Origin of the sequence: Paraburkholderia sp. NMBU_R16 (assembly GCF_013282575.1) — a bacterium.
Taxonomy (GTDB): Bacteria; Pseudomonadota; Gammaproteobacteria; order Burkholderiales; family Burkholderiaceae; genus Trinickia.
Map to the genome: position 1 here is coordinate 1 of NZ_JAAAYE010000070.1, position 23,670 is coordinate 23,670.

17 protein-coding genes and 1 pseudogene are annotated in these 23,670 nt (G+C 59.0%); 10 read left to right on the plus strand and 8 right to left on the minus strand.

Annotation, left to right across the window (positions count from 1 at the left end):
- Positions 1-491: 491 nt before the first annotated feature.
- A pseudogene (locus tag GWC77_RS24160) lies at positions 492-608 on the plus strand (transposase domain-containing protein); the annotation flags it as partial.
- On the opposite strand, the gene GWC77_RS24165 reads toward GWC77_RS24160, so the two are convergent.
- From GWC77_RS24165 to GWC77_RS24190, 6 genes are all read right to left on the minus strand, one after another.
- Positions 588-2,123: a hypothetical protein gene (locus GWC77_RS24165; protein ID WP_173261078.1), complete on the minus strand. Its 1,536-nt coding sequence runs from the start codon at positions 2,121-2,123 to the stop codon at positions 588-590. The pseudogene GWC77_RS24160 and the gene GWC77_RS24165 overlap by 21 nt on opposite strands.
- Positions 2,120-2,590, minus strand: a complete 471-nt coding sequence (locus GWC77_RS24170; RefSeq protein WP_173261080.1) for a CesT family type III secretion system chaperone — start codon at positions 2,588-2,590, stop codon at positions 2,120-2,122. Before GWC77_RS24170 ends, GWC77_RS24165 begins: the two co-directional genes overlap by 4 nt.
- Positions 2,591-2,817: 227 nt before the next feature.
- Complete coding sequence (locus GWC77_RS24175; RefSeq protein ID WP_173261082.1) at positions 2,818-3,750, minus strand: anti-sigma factor; 933 nt, start codon at positions 3,748-3,750, stop codon at positions 2,818-2,820.
- 34 nt (positions 3,751-3,784) lie between these two features.
- Positions 3,785-4,273 (minus strand): RNA polymerase sigma factor, encoded by a 489-nt coding sequence (locus GWC77_RS24180; RefSeq protein WP_254367139.1) that lies wholly within the window; start codon positions 4,271-4,273, stop codon positions 3,785-3,787.
- A gap of 368 nt (positions 4,274-4,641) precedes the next feature.
- A complete protein-coding gene (locus GWC77_RS24185) occupies positions 4,642-5,154 on the minus strand; it encodes a response regulator transcription factor (protein ID WP_173261086.1) in 513 nt (170 codons plus the stop codon).
- A 331-nt stretch (positions 5,155-5,485) separates the two neighbouring features.
- Complete coding sequence (locus tag GWC77_RS24190; protein ID WP_173261088.1) at positions 5,486-5,731, minus strand: hypothetical protein; 246 nt, start codon at positions 5,729-5,731, stop codon at positions 5,486-5,488.
- Between the two features lie 364 nt (positions 5,732-6,095).
- Between GWC77_RS24190 and GWC77_RS24195 the strand changes: the two genes are divergently transcribed.
- The 7 genes from GWC77_RS24195 to GWC77_RS24225 all read left to right on the plus strand — a co-directional run bounded on the left by GWC77_RS24195 (position 6,096) and on the right by GWC77_RS24225 (position 19,478).
- Positions 6,096-12,194: a type I polyketide synthase gene (locus tag GWC77_RS24195; protein ID WP_173261090.1), complete on the plus strand. Its 6,099-nt coding sequence runs from the start codon at positions 6,096-6,098 to the stop codon at positions 12,192-12,194.
- Positions 12,195-12,270: 76 nt separating this feature from the next.
- Complete coding sequence (locus GWC77_RS24200) at positions 12,271-13,122, plus strand: alpha/beta fold hydrolase (protein WP_173261092.1); 852 nt, start codon at positions 12,271-12,273, stop codon at positions 13,120-13,122.
- Positions 13,123-13,187: 65 nt separating this feature from the next.
- Positions 13,188-15,386, plus strand: coding sequence for a methylmalonyl-CoA mutase (gene scpA, locus GWC77_RS24205; protein ID WP_173261095.1), 2,199 nt, complete (start codon positions 13,188-13,190; stop codon positions 15,384-15,386).
- Positions 15,383-16,396, plus strand: coding sequence for a GTP-binding protein (locus GWC77_RS24210; protein ID WP_173261097.1), 1,014 nt, complete (start codon positions 15,383-15,385; stop codon positions 16,394-16,396). Before scpA ends, GWC77_RS24210 begins: the two co-directional genes overlap by 4 nt.
- An 18-nt stretch (positions 16,397-16,414) precedes the next feature.
- Positions 16,415-16,888, plus strand: coding sequence for a VOC family protein (locus tag GWC77_RS24215; protein ID WP_173261099.1), 474 nt, complete (start codon positions 16,415-16,417; stop codon positions 16,886-16,888).
- 30 nt (positions 16,889-16,918) lie between these two features.
- Positions 16,919-18,463 (plus strand): long-chain fatty acid--CoA ligase, encoded by a 1,545-nt coding sequence (locus GWC77_RS24220; RefSeq protein WP_173261101.1) that lies wholly within the window; start codon positions 16,919-16,921, stop codon positions 18,461-18,463.
- A 70-nt stretch (positions 18,464-18,533) separates the two neighbouring features.
- A complete protein-coding gene (locus GWC77_RS24225; RefSeq protein WP_367949094.1) occupies positions 18,534-19,478 on the plus strand; it encodes an NAD(P)H-dependent flavin oxidoreductase in 945 nt (314 codons plus the stop codon).
- Between the two features lie 895 nt (positions 19,479-20,373).
- Here GWC77_RS24225 and GWC77_RS24230 read toward each other — a convergent pair.
- Entirely contained in the window at positions 20,374-21,087 is a 714-nt protein-coding gene (locus tag GWC77_RS24230; RefSeq protein ID WP_173261105.1) for a hypothetical protein, read from the minus strand.
- Positions 21,088-21,483: 396 nt separating this feature from the next.
- On the opposite strand from GWC77_RS24230, the gene GWC77_RS24235 reads away from it, so the two are divergent.
- Together GWC77_RS24235 and GWC77_RS24240 are read left to right on the plus strand one after the other, a co-directional pair.
- A complete protein-coding gene (locus GWC77_RS24235; protein ID WP_173261107.1) occupies positions 21,484-22,887 on the plus strand; it encodes a hypothetical protein in 1,404 nt (467 codons plus the stop codon).
- Complete coding sequence (locus tag GWC77_RS24240) at positions 22,881-23,279, plus strand: hypothetical protein (protein WP_173261108.1); 399 nt, start codon at positions 22,881-22,883, stop codon at positions 23,277-23,279. Before GWC77_RS24235 ends, GWC77_RS24240 begins: the two co-directional genes overlap by 7 nt.
- Here GWC77_RS24240 and GWC77_RS24245 read toward each other — a convergent pair.
- The gene (locus GWC77_RS24245; protein ID WP_173261111.1) at positions 23,258-23,479 is read right to left on the minus strand and encodes a hypothetical protein; all 222 of its coding nucleotides are present in this window, start codon (positions 23,477-23,479) and stop codon (positions 23,258-23,260) included. The genes GWC77_RS24240 and GWC77_RS24245 overlap by 22 nt on opposite strands.
- Positions 23,480-23,670: the final 191 nt, after the last annotated feature.

Here is a 23,670-nt window from a genome sequence, read left to right on the forward strand (position 1 = left end):
TTGCACGGCCGCTTCTTTGAACTCTGCCGTGTACACCTGGTGCGGTACCTTGAACATCTCTTCTTTCCTTCCTTTGGGTCGAGTTTATACGCGACCTGCTGGAAGGCGAAATTTCAGGGGAAGCTCAATTGTAGACTTCCTCGCTAGTTTTGGTCGAGTTCAAGGTGGACGCGGTGTGCCCCTAGCATGTGCTCGACGACGGTGGTGTAGCCGCCTGCGCGACCATTTCGTGTGTGACTGGTGACGCGGCGGCCCCGATGGAAAACTCGACGGGGTACTGTCAGGTTGTTGCAGAAGCCGGCGGATATAATGGGGCATGAAGAAAGCTTCCATCTCCGTTCTGCCATCGGTCGAGGTGCCGGTTTCGTTCAAGGGCTACCGGTTTCCGGCGGACAGCATGTGCGTTCGGTTTGCTGTGGAAACCGCGCTCGGTTTGCTCTGGAATCCGGGTTCGCTTTGGCCTGGAATACGCAGCTTCGCCGCGCGGAGCCAAGGCAGCCGCCACGATGCACTCACTGCTCGGTACGGCCCGCCTGAACCACGTCGAGCCCTATGCGTGGCTAAAGCACACACTCGAGAAATTGCCATCATCCTCCCTTAGCGTGTGATGTTGTTGCTGGTTGATCTGTCGGGGAGCGTCGATAGATAACAGACGCCATCCACCGTGCCCCGTGGTGCGCCGCTGTAGCCAGATCAAACACCAGATGTCCAGGAAGCGTCTCTATGGTCCTGGCCGTATGCGCCGTCGCTTCGATTGCCTTCAATGCCGCATTCCAGGCTCGCGCACCAACCCCGGTACGCTTCGCTTCCATCAAAGCATGCATCCCGCCGGCGTAGGAAGTCGTTCGAGGATCAATACTTTTTATCGCGCGCACGGTGCCGCTCATCGCTTGCGATGTCGTGCCGCGACGCGCCGCAAGACTCAGGTTGGCAAAAAAACCAAGACCGAGCAACGCAAGGCTTCCCGCCGCGCCTTGGAGAAATTTCGTCGCCGCGTCAGATTCGTGATCAGCGGAATCGGCCGTCATTTGCGCTTTGATCAGATTGGCAATCAACAAGCCTTGCAACGCCGCGAATCCACGGACGGCGATATCATGCGACGTGTGGGCCAGCTGACTCGAGAGAGGTCCATCGCCTGCAACCTTCTTGAACGATTGTGCAATCACGTTGCTGGCAGCCGCCATCGATTTCACACGTGGCGTGCGCTGCACATGGTGCGTCGGGACACGCGTCCCGCCATCAGTGCTTTGCGCATGCGTGCTCAAATTCAACAAGGCATGCGCCGCCGCCATTGCGCCGCCCCCAACGGCGGATGCGACAGTCGCTGCCCACGGAGTTGTGCCGCCAAGTGCCGCTCGCGTGCCGCTCGTTGCACCGAACGACGTAACGCCAATCATGTCGGCAGGCGTGCTGCCGATCCTTCCCGCCGCCTGGCGCGCCTTCATTTGGCGCTGCGCCGGCTCGTCACCCGGCAGCACAGATTCCGGTCGCGTCGGAACAACACGTGCGCCCCACAGTTGCAAGACGAGCTCTCGAACGTAGATCTCTCCGAGGTGGTGTCCAATGGCCAGCGGGGCTGCGACCGCAAATGCCTTGATCGCCTCGCGAGACAGCCCCTCGGCCACCATATGATTAACCAACGGGGTGACTGCCGCTTCGATATATTGCCGCGTGACGCCGAAATTAATCGATGAAGCAATGCTTTTTGCCGTTGACTCCGCGAGAATCGCCAGCGCCTTATTCGCAGTGTTCACGTGAACGTAGTGTTCATCAGCGTTGCGATTCACTCTCGATTCGACATCGAGACCACTTGCGTCGCCGATGCTGCCGCGAGGGCTACTTTCCATCTCGAGAAACCTTTCATCCATTTCCAGAAACGACTTCTCCGAAAACGGTTCTCCCAATTCGAGAAATGAGCGTCCCTTCTGATAGACCCTCGTATTTGAGACGGGACCCCGAGGTCGCCCTTGTTCCAGTACCTCCAACGCCCGGATCTCCGCGCCACCCGCTTTGGATAAATCAGATGACGTCGAAGATCGTCCAGACCGCGGCGAATCCGAGGTCGACGACAGCGGATGCGCGTCGACGTATGCCTTTTCCGAGGAAGATCGAACAACGCTCATCGTGGCCGCCCCCCGATGAACGCCACCTTTTCCGACGAAGCGAGAAATGACGGTCTTTGACCGCCAATCTCCTCATCAGTCAAAAAATGCGTCGCCCGCCATTGACGTGCATATCCGCTCATTTCTTCCAGCGAAAGGACGAATCGTTGCGCGGTCAAACTTCGCATGTCCATTCTGCATGCAAACAAGATGTGCCCAGTTGTCGGGTTCAACACGAGGCTTGGCGTATCCCGACCGTATAGAAACAAGTTGATTTCAAGCAATCGCTTGAGTACGGCCTCAACTCGGGATCGAGGCACTGCACCAAAATCGCAGTAGACGTAAAGGCTGAGGTCATCATCCGCGCCGCCGGGCACCAGGGAAAACGGCACGCCATACGCCATCAAGCCGCCCGTTTCCAAGATGGTCCGTCTTTCCTCCGCGCTTGCATCGTGGCAAGCAGCGCTGATCAATTCCTCAAGCGACATCTTCTCTACCTCCTACCGCTGTTCAGCTTGGCATGGCTGCCATGCCCGTTCGTCTCTGCTTGCCCCGTCTTAGCGAAACATAGCAGTTCACCCAATCCGCATGGGTGACAATGCATCGGACCATGCACCAGAAAGCACGATCAACGTTGTAGCGAAGCTGGGATTCGAAACACGAAGCCCGGTGAACGGACGGCCATCGATCGTTCAGGGCCGAAAGGCTGAAAGCTCTATTCTTCCGAGCTTGCACCGGGTGACGTCCGTTGCTGAGCGACGTCAGCAAATCCGTTTGCCGCAATGCGCCCTCCCAGCGACGCTAGATCCACGACGGTTCGGTCGGTCGCAAACAGCGCGTAGGCCAGCTCGTCCCGCCGCCATGTCGCCACCTCGACTCCGGACACTGTTTGTCGTTTCAGGGATTGGTCCGGGCCGGCCTGCTTGATGACACATAATGCAACGGGCTGCCCCGTGTCGGGCAAGTAGACCAGTTGCGCCACCGGCTTGCCATGAAAGCGCAAGCGTTGAATTTGCCGAAGGCTCATACCTACCGCGCGCAGATCGGGCACACGCAGCGCCAGTCCGTCCTCAAAACGAATTGCCTCGATTGTCTGCGCGGCAGCACTGGAATCGAGTCGAACCTGTGCAAGTGTGGCTCGTGCATAGAGTTGCTGATAGTCGGCAGCGGCTTGGATCCATGCTGGTGCTGCGCGCCCGCTCGGCTCACTAAAGAGGCCGCTCCCCGCGAAGAGGCCCGCGGCGGCCCCCATACAGAATGAGGCTACGGCAACCCCGAACGCGAGCCTGGGAGTGAACGCACGTAGACGATATACAGAACGTGTAAGCCAGGAGCGCATCATGTCGCCAATCGCCGTCATTGTGCTGGCCCGAGCCCCACGCGGCGGGTCTTGCGCCGCGTCGGCACCGCTGTGACTATCGTGAGCGGGATGGGCCATCGCCGCGACTGCGCGATACAGGCTTTCCGGTACAGGAGGTAAGCGCTGGTCAGCGAAGGCTTCGCGGTAGGGCAATCGCGCTGCCTGAGCATACGCGACGCGCTTCATGAGCTCGGGAGATGCGGAAATCATTTCGTCCAGCCGCGCACTCTCTTCGGCATTCAAGCTGCCGTCCACATACGCTATCAGTGTCGCTTCGTCCGGAATCATGCGTGCGCCGCCATAATGGGTTGCTCCGATTTCGCTACGTCGGCGCTCTTTGGCCTCGTTCGTCTTTTTGGAAATGCGCGCCAATCACCTGACGGGCTCGCCACAACCGGCTCATGATCGTCCCAATCGGAACTTGCAGCACGTCCGCCGCTTCCTGGTAGCTCAGCCCCTCGACCGCGACGAGCAACATCACCGTTCGCTGAGACTCCGGAAGCCGCTGAATGGTCCGGATGATTTCAGCATGCAAAGCCTCCGATTGGGGATCGCGCGATAAAGGGTCCGCAATCGTCTCCTCGAACGACTCGTCCCAGTCCACGCGAGAGCGATGCCTGACCTTGCGCGCGCGCACCTCACTGATCCATGTGGTGTGGATAATCGAGAACATCCAGCTTAGCGGCGCTTTGTCCGAGCGCAGTTGATGACTTCGCTCCAATGCGCGGACACAAGCACGCTGCACCAGATCCTCGGCATCATGCTTGTCTCCAGTCAAGCGCAACGCGAACGCCCAAAGTCGCGGCAGCATTTGCGGAAGGGGCAGTATCCGATCGAAATCAGCCACCGGCGGCGCTCCGCGCATAAGACGGGAAATAACGCTTCATTCGAACCTGCAGTCCCGTTTAGACGGAAGATGGCTCACAAGCAAACGGAGTGACTCAAAGGGCTACGAATCAGCGCAGGCCCCTCATCCAGGATGTCGATGCGGAGTGGGAATTTTGATCGGCTCGCGAAGTGTTGCCGCGAAACGCGAACGCCGCCGGTTATGCGACCCAGAGCTGAAATTGCGTCAAACCAGCAGAGCTGGCCCGTAACGCGCTATATCGCCGCACGGGTGGAAATTCATGTTGCCAACGCCCGCTTCGCGGACACTGGCGAGACGCCGAACGTGACGAATCAGCCAGCCATTTGTTCGGCCTGGTGCCAACTTGTGTCGCGAACGCTGCCTGAAGCCAGCTCGTGATCGACCGGCGACAACTGCACCCCGTAGTAGTACACGCCAGCATGGCGGGAGAGCTGACATACATCCACCGCGGCGGCCGCCGTACGGCATGCGTAGCTGCGCCTCACGCGTACAGCCAGTTCATCGATATTCGATGCTCCAACGACGATATCGTCCGCACCCGCATTGAACGCCTCGATCATGGTTTCACAGTCAAGGTGCTCGCCGATCACGACGATCGGCAGGCAGCTCTTGGCGGAATAGCAACGCCAAGCAAACACCATCGCGACCGATGCAAAATCGCGATCTGCGTCAACCAGCACAATATCCCCCGGAACCTCGCTCAAATAGCGCATCAGTGAGAACTGATCGTCGAATCTCGAGCAACTGGACGTGCCATCATTCAGGAAAGCTGCTCCGATCGAGGCGAACAATCTCGTGCTCTTCGTGCATACGGCGATTTTCATGTGACGTTCCTCAATAAACTTATGATTTCGGCCCGCTTCGCGCCGCGCCTCCCGTCGAGAATGCGGCGTAGCGTACGACCTCAGAACGCCTGATTGCCCAAACATATTCGGTAACTAAATTCGAATCATGTAACGGTTGTTGTCAGCGAGCCAGCGCCACTAGCCGATCCAGCGGTAGCGCTCCCCTTGCTCAGAACGAAGCCGAAGGTCCCCGCCACATACTGTCAATCCAGCCAATTCCAGAATCGTTTTTCTTTCACCCACGCCGTCAGATCCTGCCGATATAACCGATGACCACATTTAAGCTCATTAAACCAACACCCACAAATCATTAATCTATCCGATCAATCAATCCGCAAACAATTTGATACATCGATCCAGAAAAACCACGGAATATATTTGCCATCGGCGATTCCATGCCCCCGCATACCTTTTCGATCCATCCATGAAGCGCAACCCAGGTTTCGAAAAGTTGCCCCCTTTGCAAGAAGTCGATCGCATCGCAAAGCACCCGCTGTCGCGCGACGTACAGCGCCGCGCCAGAGCACTGTTGCGTCAGCCACGCTTGGGGGTCCATTCAACCACGCCGTTGCGCGCCCTTTAAGTATGCAGGGCGCCCTATGCTGGTGCTCTTGTTCGGTCCATAGCGCCCATTGAAACAAGTTGACATGAGTTCAAATCAAAAGTTACAAGCGCTTTAGTTAATCTGCATACGGAACGCGGAATACTGAGCTGTCACCACACCGCCGATCAATTTGATTATTTGGTAGCGAGTACCTCTACCAGAGATCGTTTTCATCGAATAAGCCCATGACACATTTCGTTCACCAATATTTCTAAATTCAACATCGCAGCGTTGAATTCTTCATACGAAACGGCTTGCTTACCGTTTGCCGACAGACAATCCCAACCGGGTCACTTTACTGAGTGCGAGGTGTTGAATGCATGTTCCTCACGATCGCGATGCCGCTATTGCCATCTGCGGAATAGGATGTCGTTTCCCAGGCTCGGCCTCCAGCAAGGAAGGCTTCTGGAGCATGGTGATAGAAGGTCTCATCGGAACGTCGGACGTACCAACGGACCGCTGGAATGTAGAACGCTTTTTCGACCCCACCCCCGGCGTGCCAGGCAAATCGGTCGCACGCGTTGGCGGCTTTCTCACTCAGCCGCTCGATGCGTTTGACGCCAAATTCTTCGGTATCGCGCCTCGCGAAGCGGCATTCCTCGATCCGCAGCAACGCCTGCTCCTCGAAGTCGCATGGGAGGCTATCGACGACGCCGGTATCGTCACGCGCGAACTTCGCGGCAGCAACACCGGCGTGTATGTCGGCGGCTTCATGACCGATCATCTGTTGACGCAGCTCGGCGCGCTCAACCGCGACGCGATCGGGCGATATACGGAAATGGGCTCGACGCTCGGCATGCTCGCCAATCGTTTGTCGTATACGTTCGATCTGCGTGGCCCGAGCATTACGGTCGACACGGCATGCTCGTCTTCCCTCGTCGCTTTTCACTATGCGTGCCAGGCGCTTCTCAACGGGGAGTGCGATGTCGCGCTGGCCGGTGGAGTCAACGTCATGTCGAGGCCTGAGACATTTGTCGCGCTTTCGCATGGCGGTTTTCTCGCAAAAGACGGCCACTCCAAGAGCTTCGATGAACGCGGCGACGGCTATGGGCGAGGCGAGGGCGCGGGTATCGTCGTTTTGAAGCCGCTGGATGTTGCACTGTCGGACGGCAGCCAGATCTATGCAGTCGTCCGCGGGACGGGCGTCAATCAAGACGGTCGGACCGATGGCATCACAGTCCCCAACCCTGACGCTCAGGCCGCGCTTATCGAGCAAGTGCTCGCACGCAGCGGCGTGACGCCGCATCAAATTTCATACGTCGAGGCTCACGGCACCGGCACCGCCGTTGGGGACCCTATCGAAGTGAACGCGCTCGGATCGGCGATCGGCGATAAGCGCGCAAGCGTCGATCTCTGCGCCCTGGGATCCGTGAAGGCCAACATCGGTCATCTCGAAGCGGCGGCAGGCATCGCCGGGCTCATCAAGTCCGCGCTTTGCCTCAGCGAGGGCATGGTCCCGCCGGTTGCCGGCCTTCAAACGAAAAACAGCAAGATCCCCTTTTCGGCTAGGGGATTGCGCTTGCCGAAAGCAGCGGAACGGATGTCCGGGGTGCCGGGCGAACGTTGTGCAGCGATCAATTCGTTCGGTTATGGCGGGACGAACGCACACGCGATCTTGCAAGAGCCTCCGCTCGGGGACGAAGACGAGGAGCATCCCGATGAAGGATACCCCGGGCCCCGGCAGTTGCTGTGTTCCGCACATACTCGTGCCGCGCTATCGGCGCTCGCAGCGCAATATCGAGATCAACTCAAGGGTGCAGATGCACGGACGCTGCATGACATATGCTATTCCGCGGCGCTTCGACGAACCCATCATGACATGCGAGCCGTCATCGATGCAACGAGTGTCGATAGCGTGATTGAGCGGCTCGATACACTGGCAGCGGGTGAAGTCCCCGCTGGCGTCACGTTCGGCGAGGCGGTCATCAAGGAATCCAATCCCGTGTTCGTATTTTCCGGCATGGGCGGACAATGGTTCCACATGGGGCGAGAGCTTTACGAGAATGAAAGCGTCTTTCGCAACGTCGTGATCGATTGCGACGAAGCCTTCAAGCGAATCGCGGGCTGGTCAATCGCAAAAGCGATGTTCGAGAGCGATGACCCCTCGCAAATTCATGAAACGCAAATCGCACAGCCTGCCACGTTCGTCATTCAGACCGCCCTTGCCGCGCTATGGCGATCCTGGGGCATAGAGCCGGCCGCCGTCGTCGGGCATAGCGCGGGCGAGGTTGCCTCGGCGTATGTATCCGGCATGCTTCGGCTGGAAGACGCCATCTGGATCATTTATCACAGGAGCCGTATTCAGAAGAAAGCGGCCGGCCAAGGAAAAATGCTCGCGCTGGGTCTTTCCGCCAGCCAGGCGGTGGAACGCCTCAAGCACTACGACGACAGCGTGTGCATTGCCGTCGTCAACAGCCCCAGGTCTGTCGTCCTGGCCGGCGACGAATCCACACTCGCGCAAATAGCCGCGTCAGCAGAGCGCGAAGGCGTCTTCAATCGGTTTGTCGAGGTCGAAGTCGCTTCGCACAGCCCAAGCATGGACCAGCTGTTGCCGGAGATCCGCGAGTCGCTCGATTGTGTCACGCCGCGCGAAGCGGCCGTCCCGATCTATTCCACGGTCACGGGAAAACTGGCCGTTGCCGGCAGCTTTGACGCGCAATACTGGTGTCGCAATATCCGGGAACCGGTGTTGTTTAGCGACGCCATCAGCCAGATTGCAAACGAAGGACATCGATTGTTCGTCGAAGTGGCTCCTCACCCCATCCTGTCGACGGCGCTTCGCGAATGCCTGCTCAACGCCCGCATCGAGGGCGGCATGGTGTTCCCATCGCTGCGCCGTGATAAAGGCGAGCTCGAAGTCATGCGGGCGTCGTTCGCAGAATTTTTCGTATCGGGCGGGGCCATCGATGGCTCCCGCTCGCCATCGTGGCGCGGCCGGTTCCATCGCCCCCCCTCCTATCCGTGGCAGCGCCAGCGGCATTGGACTGAGGGCGACGAAAGCAGTCGCGACAGGCTCGAGCGTTGCAATCACCGGTTGCTCGGAAGGCGCCTGGAATCACCTGTACCGACCTGGGAGTCGGAGGTCGGCGGCGCGTCTCTCGCCTATCTGCATGATCATGTCGTCGAGGGGTCGGCGGTTCTTCCAGGTGCGGCCTACGTCGATCTTGGTTTTGCAGCGCAACGCGAAATAACGGGCCAGGCGTGCGAATTGCGAGACATCGAGTTTCACCAGGCGCTGCATCTGCCAACCAACGAGTGGCCACGGCTGCGCACCACCTATGACGACGTGCATGACACATTTTGCGTGCACAGCTTTGATCGAGCCGGGCGTACGTGGACTCTCCATGCGGAGGGGACGCTTCGAAACACGGTGCCCCGCTCGCCGGAGCAGACAGCGGGCATGCTGCTCGATCTTCAGGAGCGCTGCCCCTTGCCGGTGCCAAGCGAGTCCCACTATCGGTCGACGAAGCGACGTGGCGTGACCTACGGCCCGTCGTTCCAGCCGATTGCCAGCGCATGGCGTTCTGTCGACGGATCCGTCGTTCTGGCGAAACTCGACACATCGTGCCTGTGCGACGAAGCCGATGATACGAGCGTGCTTCATCCCGCGCTGCTCGATGGATGCTTTCAAACGCTGCTGACGCTTCTCGACTCGCAGACTCGCGATGACAACGTCTATGTTCCAGTGCGTGTCAAATCCGCACGGTTCCATCGGCCAGCAGATGCGCATTGCTGGGTGGCGACTGAAATAAAAGATAGAACGCGCTCGATACTCGAAGCTGACATTCTTCTTTTGGCCGATTCCGGAGAAACGATCGCCAAATTCGAAGCCGTGCGCGTTCGCGCGATTTCTGACCGCGCAAAGCAGCGACGATCCTATCTCGCCGGGTCAATGTACGAGGCGTTGTGGTGGGAAACGGAGCCCGAGGCACCTTGCGAAGCCAAGGGAAGTTGGATTGTTGTCGGCGAGAGCTCCGACAAGCTCGCCTCACAGCTCGAAAAATGCTGCGCCTCCTGTGTGTCGAGTTTGCAGCATGCGTCGACGTCGGATGTCATCGGATCAATCCAGGCAGCGAACGACATCACACGGTTGATCTGGCTTGCTGGCTCGGACGCAAGTGCCGACACTGCGGATCCAGTCGGAACCAAGCGGGTTGGACAATGCCTCGAATTGATTCAAGCATTGCTTGCGATGTCGCCAGAACGTCGCCCTCGTCTAACGATCGTTACCACTCATGCACAATCACCGCTTGCCGACTACCATAGCAGCGCCTTGCCGCAAGCCGGCATCAACGGGTTGCTCCGCGTCTTACTGGCCGAAACGCCTGACGTTGACGCCCGCTGCATCGATATCGACAGTCATTCGGACACCGTGGCGCAGCTCGCTGGGGAGATCGCGTCGGAAACGCGCGAAAGCGATGTTGCACTTCGCAGGCGAGCTCGTTTCGTTCGGCGCATCGAACGGATGGACGTTCCGGCCGAGGATGACAAACATACGGCTGACTCAGGACGCGAAAACACGACCGCGCCGTTCACTGGGGACAGCCTCGAAATCGAGGTCAACTCACTCGCCGTTGCGCGGGACAATGCAACCTCCATCGGGTTTGGCACCGTCATACGCACGCATGGTGCATCGGTCTATCGCACGGGTGACTGCGTCAGTTTTAAGATTAAGCACACCCCGTCAGATACACGCATCGTTATCGCAGCGCGTGATGCTCTCCCTGTCCCGACAGATGCGGTAGAGCGGCTATCGCCGCTGGTCACGGCGTTCGTCGCCACGCTGGCTCACGCTTATCACGTCTGCATCAACGTCGGCAACTTGCGCCCCGGCGAATGCGTGGCTGTTTTGGATCCCGGCGAGTTCGACGCCATCGCCTATTCGTACATTGCAAGACTATGCGAGGCGAAGATTGCATTCGTCAACGCTGAAACAACGGAGCATACGGTACACGGCTTACCGTCGATCATCGGAACCTTCGATCGGTGCGCTCCAGATTGGCAAGAGGCACTCAAGTCGTGCAACGGAGGAAAACCAGCCAATCTGATCGTCAATCTCTCGCCGCGCACCGACGCTGACGAAATGGCGAACGTCGCATCTGAATGTGCAAGGGTCGTCGCACTCCACAATGCCGAACAGCGGAGTCGTCCATACGCGTTCGAAGCGAACATCTCGCTTACCTTGGTGGATCTCGCTGCGCTAAGCAAAAATCTGCCGGCTCTCCTTCGAAATGCCTCGCGAGCCGTGTGCGCCCAGATGCTCGCGGCCGGCATTCCATCGTTCGAGCAGGCTTATCCCCTCTCGTTGTCAGTACCCGATGCGCGAAACAGCATTGCTGCATCGAGGGCGATTCGCTCGACGGCGACGTATCTCATCACCGGCGGCTACGGCGGCTTCGGTTTCGAAATCGCTCGATGGCTCGCCTCTCGCGGCGCCGCGCACATCGCACTGGTGAGCCGGCGGGAAACGCCTCCGCCTGAGATAGCAACTGAAATTGATGCACTCGAGCGCTCGGGTGTCACCCTCTACACGTACGCAATCGATGTGGCGAACGCGGAGTCGGTGCGCGCGGTTCTCGATGATCTTTCGCTGAAGGCGCCTGCGCTTGCAGGCGTGTTCCACACGGCCGCGGTGCTTCGGGATGGTCCGCTGGACGGCATCTCGCACGACGATCTCGCGGCGGTCATGGCGCCCAAAGCCCTGGGCGCGTGGAACCTGCATTTCCTGACGCAGCATATGCCGCTCGATCATTTCGTGCTGTTCTCATCGATATCGGCACTGATCGGCAATCCCGGACAAGGTGCATATGTCGCGGCAAATGCCGTACTCGACGCGCTGGCGGCGTATCGACGCTCGCGAGGGCTGGTCGGGCTCAGCATCGGATGGGGCGCGCTGAGCGACGTCGGGCTCGTTGCGCGCAACGCGGAGATATCGAGTTATTTGACACGGATCGGTATCGGACAGCTGACACCGGATCAAGCCCTGCACGCGCTTGAAATCTTGATGCAGATCGACCCGGCTCACGCCGCGGTCGCGCCCGTGGACTGGCGCACGTTTGCGACGTACCACCCTGGCTGGGCAAGCTCGCCTGTCAACAGCGCGCTTATGTCGGACATCGAGCTGGGTTGCGGCTCCGATGGCAGTGGCCACGCTGCCTCTCAAGGCGATCTGGCCACACCCGAATCCCGCCTGAAGACGATGCGGACGTTGGTCTCCCAAGTCCTGCAGATCCAGGAAGACGAGATCGACGACAACCTTACGCTGCTCGACATGGGAATCGACTCGTTGATGGCAATGGACTTGCAGCTCAGGTGTGAGCAACGGACCGGAATCCGCATCCCCGTTTTGGAGCTCCTCCGCGCGGACCCGTTGAAACGCGTAGCGGAAAACATTGCGGCGCTCGCCGGTGCCTGACCGTAGCACGGGTGATCGGACATTCAACGAATGCACAGAACAAGAGGTGAAACAAGTGGAGTGTATGGATTCCGAGATGGACGAGCTGGTTCTGCGCTGGGTGGACTATGGCAGCGTCAGCCAGGATGTCTGCCTGATGATTCACGGGTTTGGCGATGGCGCCTTCGTTTGGGACGATTTCGCGCGGCGCTTGAGCGACCGTTTCCGTGTGATCGCGGTCAACCTTCGCGGGCATGGCGATTCCGAGTGGAGCCGGATCGGGCGATATGACTTTGCCGCGCACGCCAGCGACATGGTCAGGCTTTGCCAATCGATGAAGCTCTCCGGGATCACAGTGATCGGACATTCGATGGGCGCCGCCGTCGCATTGCGACTTTTGGAGCAGCTCCCCGATATCGCACGAGCCCTGGTGCTTGTCGACTATGGCCCGGCGGTGGACGTCGTCAGCGACCGGACGGCGCGCCGCATTGGTGAACGATTCATCCTTGCTCACCGCGAATTCCAATCACTCGACGACTATATCGAGGTACTGCGAATCGAGCGCCCGGTGGTGGATGAGGTGACGCTTGAAAGAATTGCCGCTTGCTCGCTAGTGCCCGCTCCATCCGGCGGGTACCAGCTCAAACGTGACCCCCGCATGATGGCGGACTTTGACAGGAGACGGCAAGGCGAGCGCGATGGGCCGTCCATATGGGACCGCCTCGAACTTATCCGCTGTCCTGCGCTGGTTGTCCGAGGTGAAGCGTCAGGGATGCTTCCAATCGACATGGCCATGCAGATGGCGTCGGTGCTTCCCCGCGGTCAGTTCGTGGAAGTCCCGCTTGCCGGACATACGCCCATGCTCGACAACCCTGACGGTTTTGCGAGCGTTTGCGAACCGTTCGTGGTTGGCGCCGCCCGAAAGTTTGTGCGTGTCAAAGCTGTTTAACTCGACGACGTCACCGGGACCTGCGCTCGCACGCATTGAAACCCTGTCTGCCAGAAGGAACCGCAATGAGTGATATTGGCAACCAAAGCGGCAAAAGCAGCCAAGCTGAACAACGATGTCTTTCCAGCGAGGATATCTCCGCGTGGCACGCGGCGACCAGGCGTCCGCAGCAGGCTGAGGATACCGGGCGCCCCGCGCACGAGCGATTGGGCGTAAACATCAAATCCCTCTATACGGCGGCCGACCAAGCTGGCCTGCAGCATGCCGATACCCTCCCCGGCTTCGCACCGTTTCTAAGAGGGCCGCAAGCGACGATGTACACGGGTAAGCCGTGGACGATCCGTCAATACGGAGGCTTCGCCACCGCTGCTGAATCAAACGCGTTTTACCGGAAGTCACTGAAAGATGGGGCACAAGGCGTCAGCGTGGCATTCGACTTACCCACGCAACGAGGCTATGACAGCGATCATCCTCACGCCGTGGGCGATGTTGGCAAAGTCGGCGTTGCGATCGATTCCGTCGAGGATATGAAAGCACTCTTTGACGGTATCCCTCTTGGCAAGACCAGTGTCTCGATGACGATGAACGGCGCGGTGCTGCCGGTGCTCGCTTGTTTCATCGTGGCCGCGGAGGAACAAGGGGTTGCCCCGGCCGACCTCACCGGAACCATTCAAAATGACATATTGAAAGAGTTCATCGTCAGGAACACCTACATCTACCCGCCAGCGCATAGCATGCGCATCGTGGGCGACGTGATCGAATACGCCACGCATCACATGCCACGCTTCAATCCGATTTCGATATCGGGCTATCACATGCAGGAGGCAGGCGCCAGCCCGGTCCTGGAACTTGCATTCACCATTGCCGACGGCAAGGAATATGTAAAGACGGCATTGGCGCGAGGTCTCGATATCGATGCGTTCGCCAAACGCCTTTCGTTTTTCTGGTGCATCGGCATGGATTTTTATGTCGAGATTGCCAAGCTCCGGGCAGCCAGATTGTTGTGGTGGAAAACGATGCAAGCCTTTTATCCATCGGATCCACGAAGCGCCGTGCTGCGCGCCCACTGTCAGACGTCGGGATGGACCCTCAGTCAGCAGGACCCGTTCAACAATATTGTTCGCACGACGATCGAGGCCATGGCCGCGGTATTCGGTGGCACGCAGAGCCTGCACACCAACGCGTTCGATGAAGCGATCTCCATCCCGAGCACGTTGTCGGCTCGGATCGCACGCAACACGCAATTGATATTGCAGGAGGAAACCTCGCTCACCGAAACTATCGATCCGTGGGGAGGCAGCTATTTCATGGAATCGCTGACCGCGGAAGTCGCGGAGTCCGCGTGGAACATCGTTGCGGATATCGACGGTATGGGAGGGATGACCCGTGCGGTGGAATCCGGCTGGGCGAGGCAGCAGATCGAACGAAGTGCCGCTGCGAAGCAGGCGAGCATCGATGCGGGAAAGACCACGATCGTCGGGGTCAACAAATACGCTGTCGATCACGAAACGGAGCCCACGGTTCTCAATGTGGACACGAGGAAAGTACTGCAGGCGCAAATCCAATCGTTGTCGCACATAAAGGCAAGTCGAAATCCCGATGCGGTCCAAAATGCTCTACACGCTTTGGAACGGTGTGCAGCCGAAGGGAACGACAATCTGCTCGAACTCAGCGTCGTCGCGGCGCGCGCCCGCGCCACCGTCGGCGAAATATCCTCGGCGCTGGAGAAATCAATGGGCCGCTATCAAGCAACAACGCAAGTGGTCGGCGGCGTCTATGGTGCCGAATATGCCGACGAGGCGCACTGGGAGAGGCTCAGACAAGCGGTCGAGGCCTTTGCCGAGCGTGCGGGACGTGCTCCGCGCGTACTGATCGCAAAACTCGGACAGGACGGACATGATCGTGGTGCCCGAATAGTGGCCACGTCATTTGCCGATCTTGGCTTTGCCGTCGATATAGGCCCCCTCTTCCAAACGCCCGAGGCATGTGCGCGGCAGGCGATCGAAAACGATGTGCATGCCATCGGTATCTCCTCGCTTTCAGGTGGACACATCACGCTTGTGCCGCGATTACTCGAGGAACTTCAACGGCAAGGCGGCAGCGGCATCTGTGTGTTTGTCGGAGGCGTGGTCCCACAGCGCGATCGCGATGCCCTGATCGAAAGCGGTGTGATTGCCGTGTTCGGCCCGGGAACGCCAATTCCCGCGGCCGCCGAACAGCTGCTGGCAGGTATCGAACAGTTCCAGGGCGAGTTTTCGCGATGATGGAACCCGATACTGATTCGCTGCTGCGTGCGCTGTTCGATAGGGACGCCGCCGCTCAGCGGCGCGCGCTTGCCAAAGCCATCACGCTCGCTGAATCGACGCGCTCCGTGCATCGCATGGCAGCGGAACGGCTGCTCGACGGAATAATTGGCCGCGCCGGGCAATCCTTCCGCCTCGGAATTACCGGATCGCCGGGCGTGGGCAAATCGACGTTCGTGGAGTCTCTCGGCATGGCGGCGGTCGAGCGCGGGCATCGTGTCGCCGTGCTTTGCATCGATCCGTCTTCAAGCATTTCGAACGGTGCCATTCTCGGGGACAAGACGCGTATGTCACGGCTCGCGGACAGCGCCTCAGCCTTTATCCGGCCAAGTGCTGGATGGCCCGAGCATCGCGGCGTGGCACAAAACACGCAGGCGTCGATTCGTCTTTGCGAGGCGGCGTCCTATGACTTCGTGATTGTCGAGACAGTGGGAGCCGGGCAAAACGAGTATGCGGCGGCCATGATGACCGACATGCTGCTGCTTGTGCACGCCCCCGTTACGACAGACGCATTGCAGGTTATCAAACGAGGGCTGTTCGAGCATGTCGATATGGTCGTCGTCAACAAATCAGACGATGCACCGGACTTGGCCGATCGGGTACGGGACCAAATCGCCTCAGCGTTGCGCCTCGCCCGATGCAATGCCGCTCCATCCAGTACGCGGGATCGGGGGTTTCCACCAATTGCTGTCGCGAGCGCACTGTCGGGCGCGGGCGTGCCGGATGTCCTCGATCAAATCGATCGATACCGGTGCGAGCGCGCTGCCGAGACAGCTAAACGTCGACGACGCCAGGAGTCGGCGTGGCTGTCCGATTGCCTGCGCGCGCTCGCCCCGCCACATGAGGCCGACCCAATACTACGGAAGGTCGACCACTCGCAATTCGACGCCGTCACGTCAGTGATTTCTCTTCCCACGTTCGCTCGGCGTTTGCTGTCCGCCGATCGCGAGGTGGGCCTCGCCAGTTCATAGATCTCGATGGGGTTCACAATGGAAAAGCCGTTTCGTATTCTGGGTATTCATCATGTTGCAATCGGAGCCGCAAACAAGGAACGGCTGTTGCCGTTATGGACGGATATTCTCGGTGCCCGCGTCGATCATACGCACACGTCTGCGGCCGAGAATGTCAGCGAAGATATTTGCGTTCTCGGGCGTGCGTCTCACGGCGTGGAAATCCATTTGATGGAGCCGGTCGATTCAGGCAAGAAGAGCAACGTAGCATCACTTGCGCTTCATCACATCGGCTTGTGGGTGGACGACCTGTCCTCCGCGGTTTCCTGGATGCAGACACGCGGGGTTCGCATCGCGCCGGGGGGTATTCGCAAAGGCGCGTCAGGTCACGACATCTGCTTTATCCATCCCAAGGCGAACGATGATTTTCCCGTGGCAGGCGAAGGCGCGCTGATCGAGCTCGTCCAAGCGCCGCCGGACATCGTCAATTCCGCGCGCGCGCAATTGAGCTGAGTTCGGACCATCCATTCATCGCCCACTGCCATGTACCTCACGCAAATATTGCGCCGGTCGCTGACACTCGCGCCCGAAAAAATCGCGACGATCAGTGGAAAACGCCGCCTCACGCACGAACAGCTCGCCAGCAGGGTGACCCGCCTTGCTGGCGCATTGCGCAGACTCGGTGTCAATCCAGGCGATCGCGTAGCGATGCTCTCCCTCAACTCGGACCGATACCTGGAGTACTACTTTGCGGTCTGGTGGGCGGGTGGCGTCGTCAACCCGATCAACGTGCGCTGGACCGCCGCCGAGATCGCCTACTCACTCGACGACTGCGACACGAACACCTTGATCATCGACGATACGTTTATGCCGATTCTCGATGAGATCAAGGGGCGCGCGCGCTCGCTGCGCAACATCGTGCATGCAAGTGATAGCGAGCACGCGCCTGACACGTTGTCGTACGAAGATCTAGTGTCGAACGAGCCCCCGCTGCCCGACAGCAATCGAGGCGGCGACGACCTCGCGGGAATCTTCTACACGGGCGGAACGACGGGGCGACCGAAGGGCGTCATGCTCACGCATCAGGGCCTCATGACAAACGCCTTGACGCTGTCCGCCGAAGGGCTCGCGCCGGCCGGCTCGGTCGGGTTGCACGTGGCCCCAATGTTTCATCTTGCCGATGGCGCGTTCATGCTGGCGATGAGCCTGCGCCAAGGCACGCATGTTTTCCTGCCGGCCTTTGACGCGAAGCGCGCGCTCGAAACGATACGGGACGAGCGAATCACCACGATCGCACTCGTCCCGACCATGATTGCCAGAATCGCGGATAGGTTCAACGAGTTCCCGGCGCAAGACCTGAACTCGCTGACGCAATTGTTCTACGCCGGCTCGCCGGTCAGCAGCGCATTGCTCGAGAGAGTCAAGGCAGTGCTGCCCTCGATCGGATTGATGCAAGCGTATGGGTTGACGGAGATGTCGCCGGTAATCAGTATTCTCGGGCCTGAGCAACATTCCCCTGCTCGCCTCGCTTCAGCCGGTTTTCCCACGCTGCACGTCGGGGCGCGCATTGTCGATCCGACGGGGGAAGAGGTCCGGCGCGGCGATATCGGCGAAATCGTGGCGCGTGGCTGCGGAATGATGACCGGGTATTGGAACCGGTCGGACGAGACTCAGCGCGCAATCCGGGACGGTTGGCTGCACACGGGTGACGCGGGCTACATGGACGACTCGGGATGTATTTTCGTCGTCGATCGGCTAAAGGATATGATCATCACGGGCGGGGAAAACGTCTATTCGACAGAAGTCGAAAATGCGTTGAGCGCCCATACCGCGGTTAGCGCCTGCGCGGTCATCGGTATACCCAGCGCCGATTGGGGAGAAGAGGTTCATGCGGTGGTCGTACCCAGAAGCGGGCATTACGTGGATGAAGCGATGCTCCGAGAACACTGCCGGTCATTGATCGCGACTTACAAATGTCCCCGCAGTATTGAGTTCCGCGACGCGTTGCCGATTTCGGGGGCAGGGAAAGTGCTCAAGGAGCGCATTCGAGCGCCGTTCTGGAAAGATCGGGAGCGAAATGTCGCCTGAGGCACTGTGGCGCTCCGATCGCCCGTTTTCATCCGATGACGCCCGTGAAGGACGGAAACCTCACGCGAGGATACCGCCTGTTCTGCGCGATCTTTCCGTGCCGGTCATCGCTTCGCCACTCTTTCGTATCAGCTACCCGGAGCTCGTGCTGGCGCAATGCAAAGCCGGCATCGTGGGCTCGTTTCCGGCGTTGAACGCACGCCCTTCCGAGCAATTGAACGAATGGCTGGTCGACATGAAACGATCTCTCGCTGAACATCGCGCCAGCAGCCCCAATGCTGTCATCGGACCGCTTGCGGTGAATCACATCGTGCATCCGTCCAACCCGAGGATGGATAGAGACATCGATATCTGCCTCGAACATCGTGTCCCCATCTTCATCACCAGCTTGCAGGCCCCGCCGCAAAGGCTCGTTCGCGAAGCACACAGTTATGGCGGGATCGTGCTGCATGACGTCACGACGATCCGGCATGCGCTCAAGGCACTTGATGCAGGTACGGATGGCTTGATTCTCGTGTGCGCAGGATCCGGAGGGCACGCCGGCACCGTCTCGCCATTTGCACTGGTGGGAGAAGTGCGACGTTTCTTCGCAGGTCCGCTCGCGCTGGCCGGCGCCATCACAAATGGCGCCGCCGTGCTGGCAGCCCAGGCCATGGGTGCGGACTTCGCTTATATCGGGACTCGCTTTATCTCGACCATCGAGGCCAATTCATCCGATGCATATCGGGACGCTATCGTTCAAGCCGGCTCGGCCGACATCGTCAACACGGATCTCTTCACGGGGATTCGTGCGAACTACCTTCGCCAAAGCATCGTTGCGGCAGGGCTCGACCCCGACGCGCTGCCCAAGTTTGGCGACACGACGCTGAACTTCGCTTTTGAGGCGAAGCCCTGGCGAGACATTTGGGGGGCTGGCCAAGGCGTTGGCGTCATTGACGATGTGCCAAGCGTCGCAGATCTCGTCTCGCGATGGCGCGCGGACTATGCCGATGCGAAGCGAGCGCTCCGCGCCTGATGGCTCGAGTCAGCCCCAGAGATGATTTCAACATGTAGTTTGTCGTAACTCATTCAGCTAATTTTTAAACAATATCCCAGCGAAAATCGGCTATCGTATTGAACGTTGAAACCGTTTTCATTCATACGATATGTCTACAACCCGAATCACTGATCGCACCCCTCATTTTCAAGAAGGGCCTTCGCCATATTCAACGCAGCAAAGCCATATCCGAGAGCGGAAAACGAGGACGCCTACACCAGCGGCGCTCGGAGCCCTCGAGCAAACGCACCGGAAGCAAGAATTTGGTGGGACTCCGCGGCCCAACGGCCCGCTTCCGGATGCCGGATCGTCTGGAAAGCAACCACGGCGCGTTGGGCTGCCTCCTCACCCGGCAGCCTTTAAAAAAGGACCGACAGTCCCGGTATCCGCCGCAAAGACCGGCCCTGGGCTGCCCGCACGAGCAGAACATGCCAATCCAAAGCGACCGCAGCGAAAGGAAGCGTCGAGTCGCGAGGCACTCCTCAATCCGAACGGTCACAAAGATCAAGCCACGAAGCTCCGGAACGGCTGGTTGACAGCCGAAGAGCACTACGAAGAATATCGAAAAAAGCGCTATGGAATGCTATTCAAGCAATCGCCGGTCAGGATACCGAAATGATGTCGGAGTGCGTCGTAACGGTGTTACCCATATTTGCACCCCGATAGGTAGGCCGCCAAATTTTTTGTCTGGGACGAGCACGCCCACACCAAGGATCGCTACGCGTAGATCAAGGAAGTACCGCGTCTGAAGCTAGACGCGGGTTGTCTCGCGAGCAGATCGCCGCCGCTCTGGATTTATCCTGCAATTTAGCGCTTACTCATAAGCGCTAAATCGAGGGCGGGCCGGGATTCGTCAATGCCGCCCGGCGCCCCCTCATTCGAGAAGCTGCAAAGGCAAGTGTGCGACCTCCTCCGTCGCCGCGTTGACTGCCTTCTTGAAGCTCGGACCATAAACAGGATGTTCGTCCAGCGCACGGTGCGTGGACAACAGACAAAAAACTTGTTCGAGCGGCTTAACGCGAAAGTCTTCCGTCAGCGTCCGCATATGAAGCATGACTTCGTTTAGCCCATCCAGACGCTGATGGTCCGCATCCTTCCCGCTCAGATTCGCAAGGCGCTCGATTTTCGCTGACAATTGCCCCCAGCTTTTGATCTGATTGTCGATGCCGCGCACAGTCACGTCTTTTCCGTCGAACATTGAATTGCGCCCATGCCCAATGAGCAATGCTCCGGGCAGTCGCACACGGCTTGCTGCATTGGGCGCTGCTTGTCCGCGCGACTTGAGCGATGCAAGTCCACCTAACGCCCCCAGATGCGGCGTCCCCTGACCCGGCATCTGTGTTCGAGGGCAATGTGCTCCCGATGCCCTCGTGGTCGCAGGCGGAAGGATATTGGCTGGCGGGGTGGGTAACTTGATTCTCATGGATCGATTTCGGAGGTGTTCGATTATTCCGTCCCAACGATATCTTTCGTAACAATTTCGCAATTGCGAGGGGCGGAAAAGCGGCTGCGGTTTGCGAAGAAAGCACCTGAAATCGCTTTCCATCGCCTTACGACAGAAGATTGACGCTTCGCGTTCGACGGCCACCTTTCGCGAATCGATCTGTGCGATCCCCCCGTGCCATCACACTGAAAAGCGCTTCCTTCGCTTGCGCGTGGCTGTGCCTACGCATTGATATTGATGACAAGTCCGATTCAAAACGCGGCATCCGCTCGCTGGTCTGCCACGGTCGAAGATAGAACTGACGCAGCGGTCGCTCAAACGCGTCAGCGAGCGCATTCGACGACGTCCGTTCATTTGGACGCGTTGCCGCGCTGCGCCCCGCACCGCCGGACTCAAAGCGCGCCACCGCCTACCATCGAACAACGGCCGCGATCAGTTAATTTGCTGCCCACTGCCGGCATCCGAGAAGCCGTTACCGGAGTTCCGATTCAGGTTCAATCTGCTGCGCAACAGTCATCCAGGTCCGCGTCGGGTTTCAGCATGCAACGCCATGTTTCCCGCCTCACAGCTGCAGTTGGCAAAACGCTCTGCCGTATGGATGGAGTTGAATTGGTTGGGCCCGGGAAAAGCGACGACGCGTTGTTGGCGCTGTTACGGGACGAGGGCGGCCCCGCAAGCATTGCATACTTGCGGCGCGGGCTGGATGAAATCGACCTGAAGACCGACGAGATCGACCTGCGAGCGAGCGTCAAACAGCAATTCAAAGCACAACTCACACGCATACGTCAGGCATTGACCGAATTGGAAACCGATAGGTCAGTTTCCAAGCGCGTCCTTCAAGTTCTCCTGCCCAACGTAGTACTTGCGGCGCCTGCGTTTTTCGTGCCGCTTGACGCTCATCCTCGACAGCAGCAAGTCGCGGCCGAGCTGTGCGCGCTGAATACGAAGGCCTTTCTCGAGGTAATCGGCATGATGCGCAGCCCCACAACGGGGAAAATGCTTATTCTCGATCGACTGATGGCTCGCCAATACGCCAACCTTACTCAAGCCATCCTGTTTGCCATCCCGACTTTCGTCAAGCCATCAGCAGAGCTGAGCCAGCGTCCTGAAGTCCAGGCTGTTCTTGTGTTGCTATCCACAGCCTTGCTCTTTTGCGGATTCCTCCCGCACGAGACGGCGCGCGTTTTCAACCGACGATTTCGGGGCGCGCCGGCGCCCGACCTGAAGGCCGCCGGTGATCGACTTTCCCCCGAAGCGCGTAATCAGCTCGCGGACGTACAGCGGTTGATCACCGCTCAAAAACGGGCGTTGCTGGACGCGCGCGACTCATTCCTGACGGACGGAAATACGCTGAGTCCTCACTTCAGCAAACAAATACAGCTGGTATTCGGGCAATACGGCCGCATCGAAGAAGCCATATCCGACACGCTTTCCAACGTACCAACGCAAGGGCACAACAGTGATCGCAACGCGAAAATCGCCTTGACTGCGCTCACGGCCATCGTGACGACTTTGACGGCCGTGTTGATCTTGCCGGACACCATCGGATTTGTCGATCTTCTTTCAGACACCGCGTTTACCACCGCGCTTATGGCGAGCTTCGTCAACGATTCGAATATGAATCGCCAAGACGCATTGAATGAATTCCAGACATTTGCTGGTTTGAGCATGGTGTTGATTGTCGCACTCGCTGCCAACAAGTTGGCGCACGGATTTATGGAAAAAGGTGATAAAGGACTGTTGATCGGCGCATTCCTACTTTCTATTCTCAATGCGACGTTGCCCGGACTCGTGGGTGCAGAAGCCGCCAAAGGGCTGGACGCACTCATGAACGTGCAATGGCAAGACGTTATCCGCCGTATTGGCATACGACTGCGCGCGGCACTCCGCAGCGAAATGTCGCCGACAGCTGTGGCGAGCAGCATCCAGGACGGCGCGTGCTGACCGACACCTCTCGGTACATCCCTGCGCGCGCGATGTACGGTGATTCGCTGGAGGCAGCGCTGCACAATGCAGCGCTGAGCCCACGAAACCGGCGGGTGGTCGTTGCAAGCTTTACGGGTTCACGCACATCCTGGTGGGGTGGCAACATCGAGCACTGGCAGCCCGACGAGACCCGACTCTCGTCGCGCCGTGCGCTCGATCACTATCTCGAACTCGTCCGCGAATTCTGCTCAGGCCATTTACCGACGGCCCATGCGGTGATGGCTTACGGGGATGGAAGCTTTGCGTCGGTCATGCTGGGCGTCGAGACTCGGGAAGCCGTAGCCGGGTATCTGAGGGAAGCATCCGAAATCGCGCGCAAACGCAGCGCTCATCCCTGGTTGAAAGCATGAAACGGCGTGACACTCATCTTCCGACGCAAATCGATCGCGCCAGGAGTTTGCCCATCGTATGCAAGACGGCCGTTGCCGTACCCGAGCATGTCATTACCCAAGCGGATACCATCAGTCTGGCGAAGCGGTTGCATGACGACCATCCCCAGTTGCAACTGGTGCTCAGGCTCATCAAAAACACCGGCGTGGTCAAGCGTCACTTCATCCGGCCAGTTGACGAAACGTTGTTACGTACCGGGTTCGGTCATCGCAATCAAGTATTCGTGGAGTTGACCCGGTTTCGTGGACACCTATCCTTTGGAACAGGAGGTGCCTGCCATGGGAAAGCACCACAACCCCTACGCGCCGGAATTTCGGGCGCAGATGGTCGAGTTGGTCAAAGCCGGCCGCT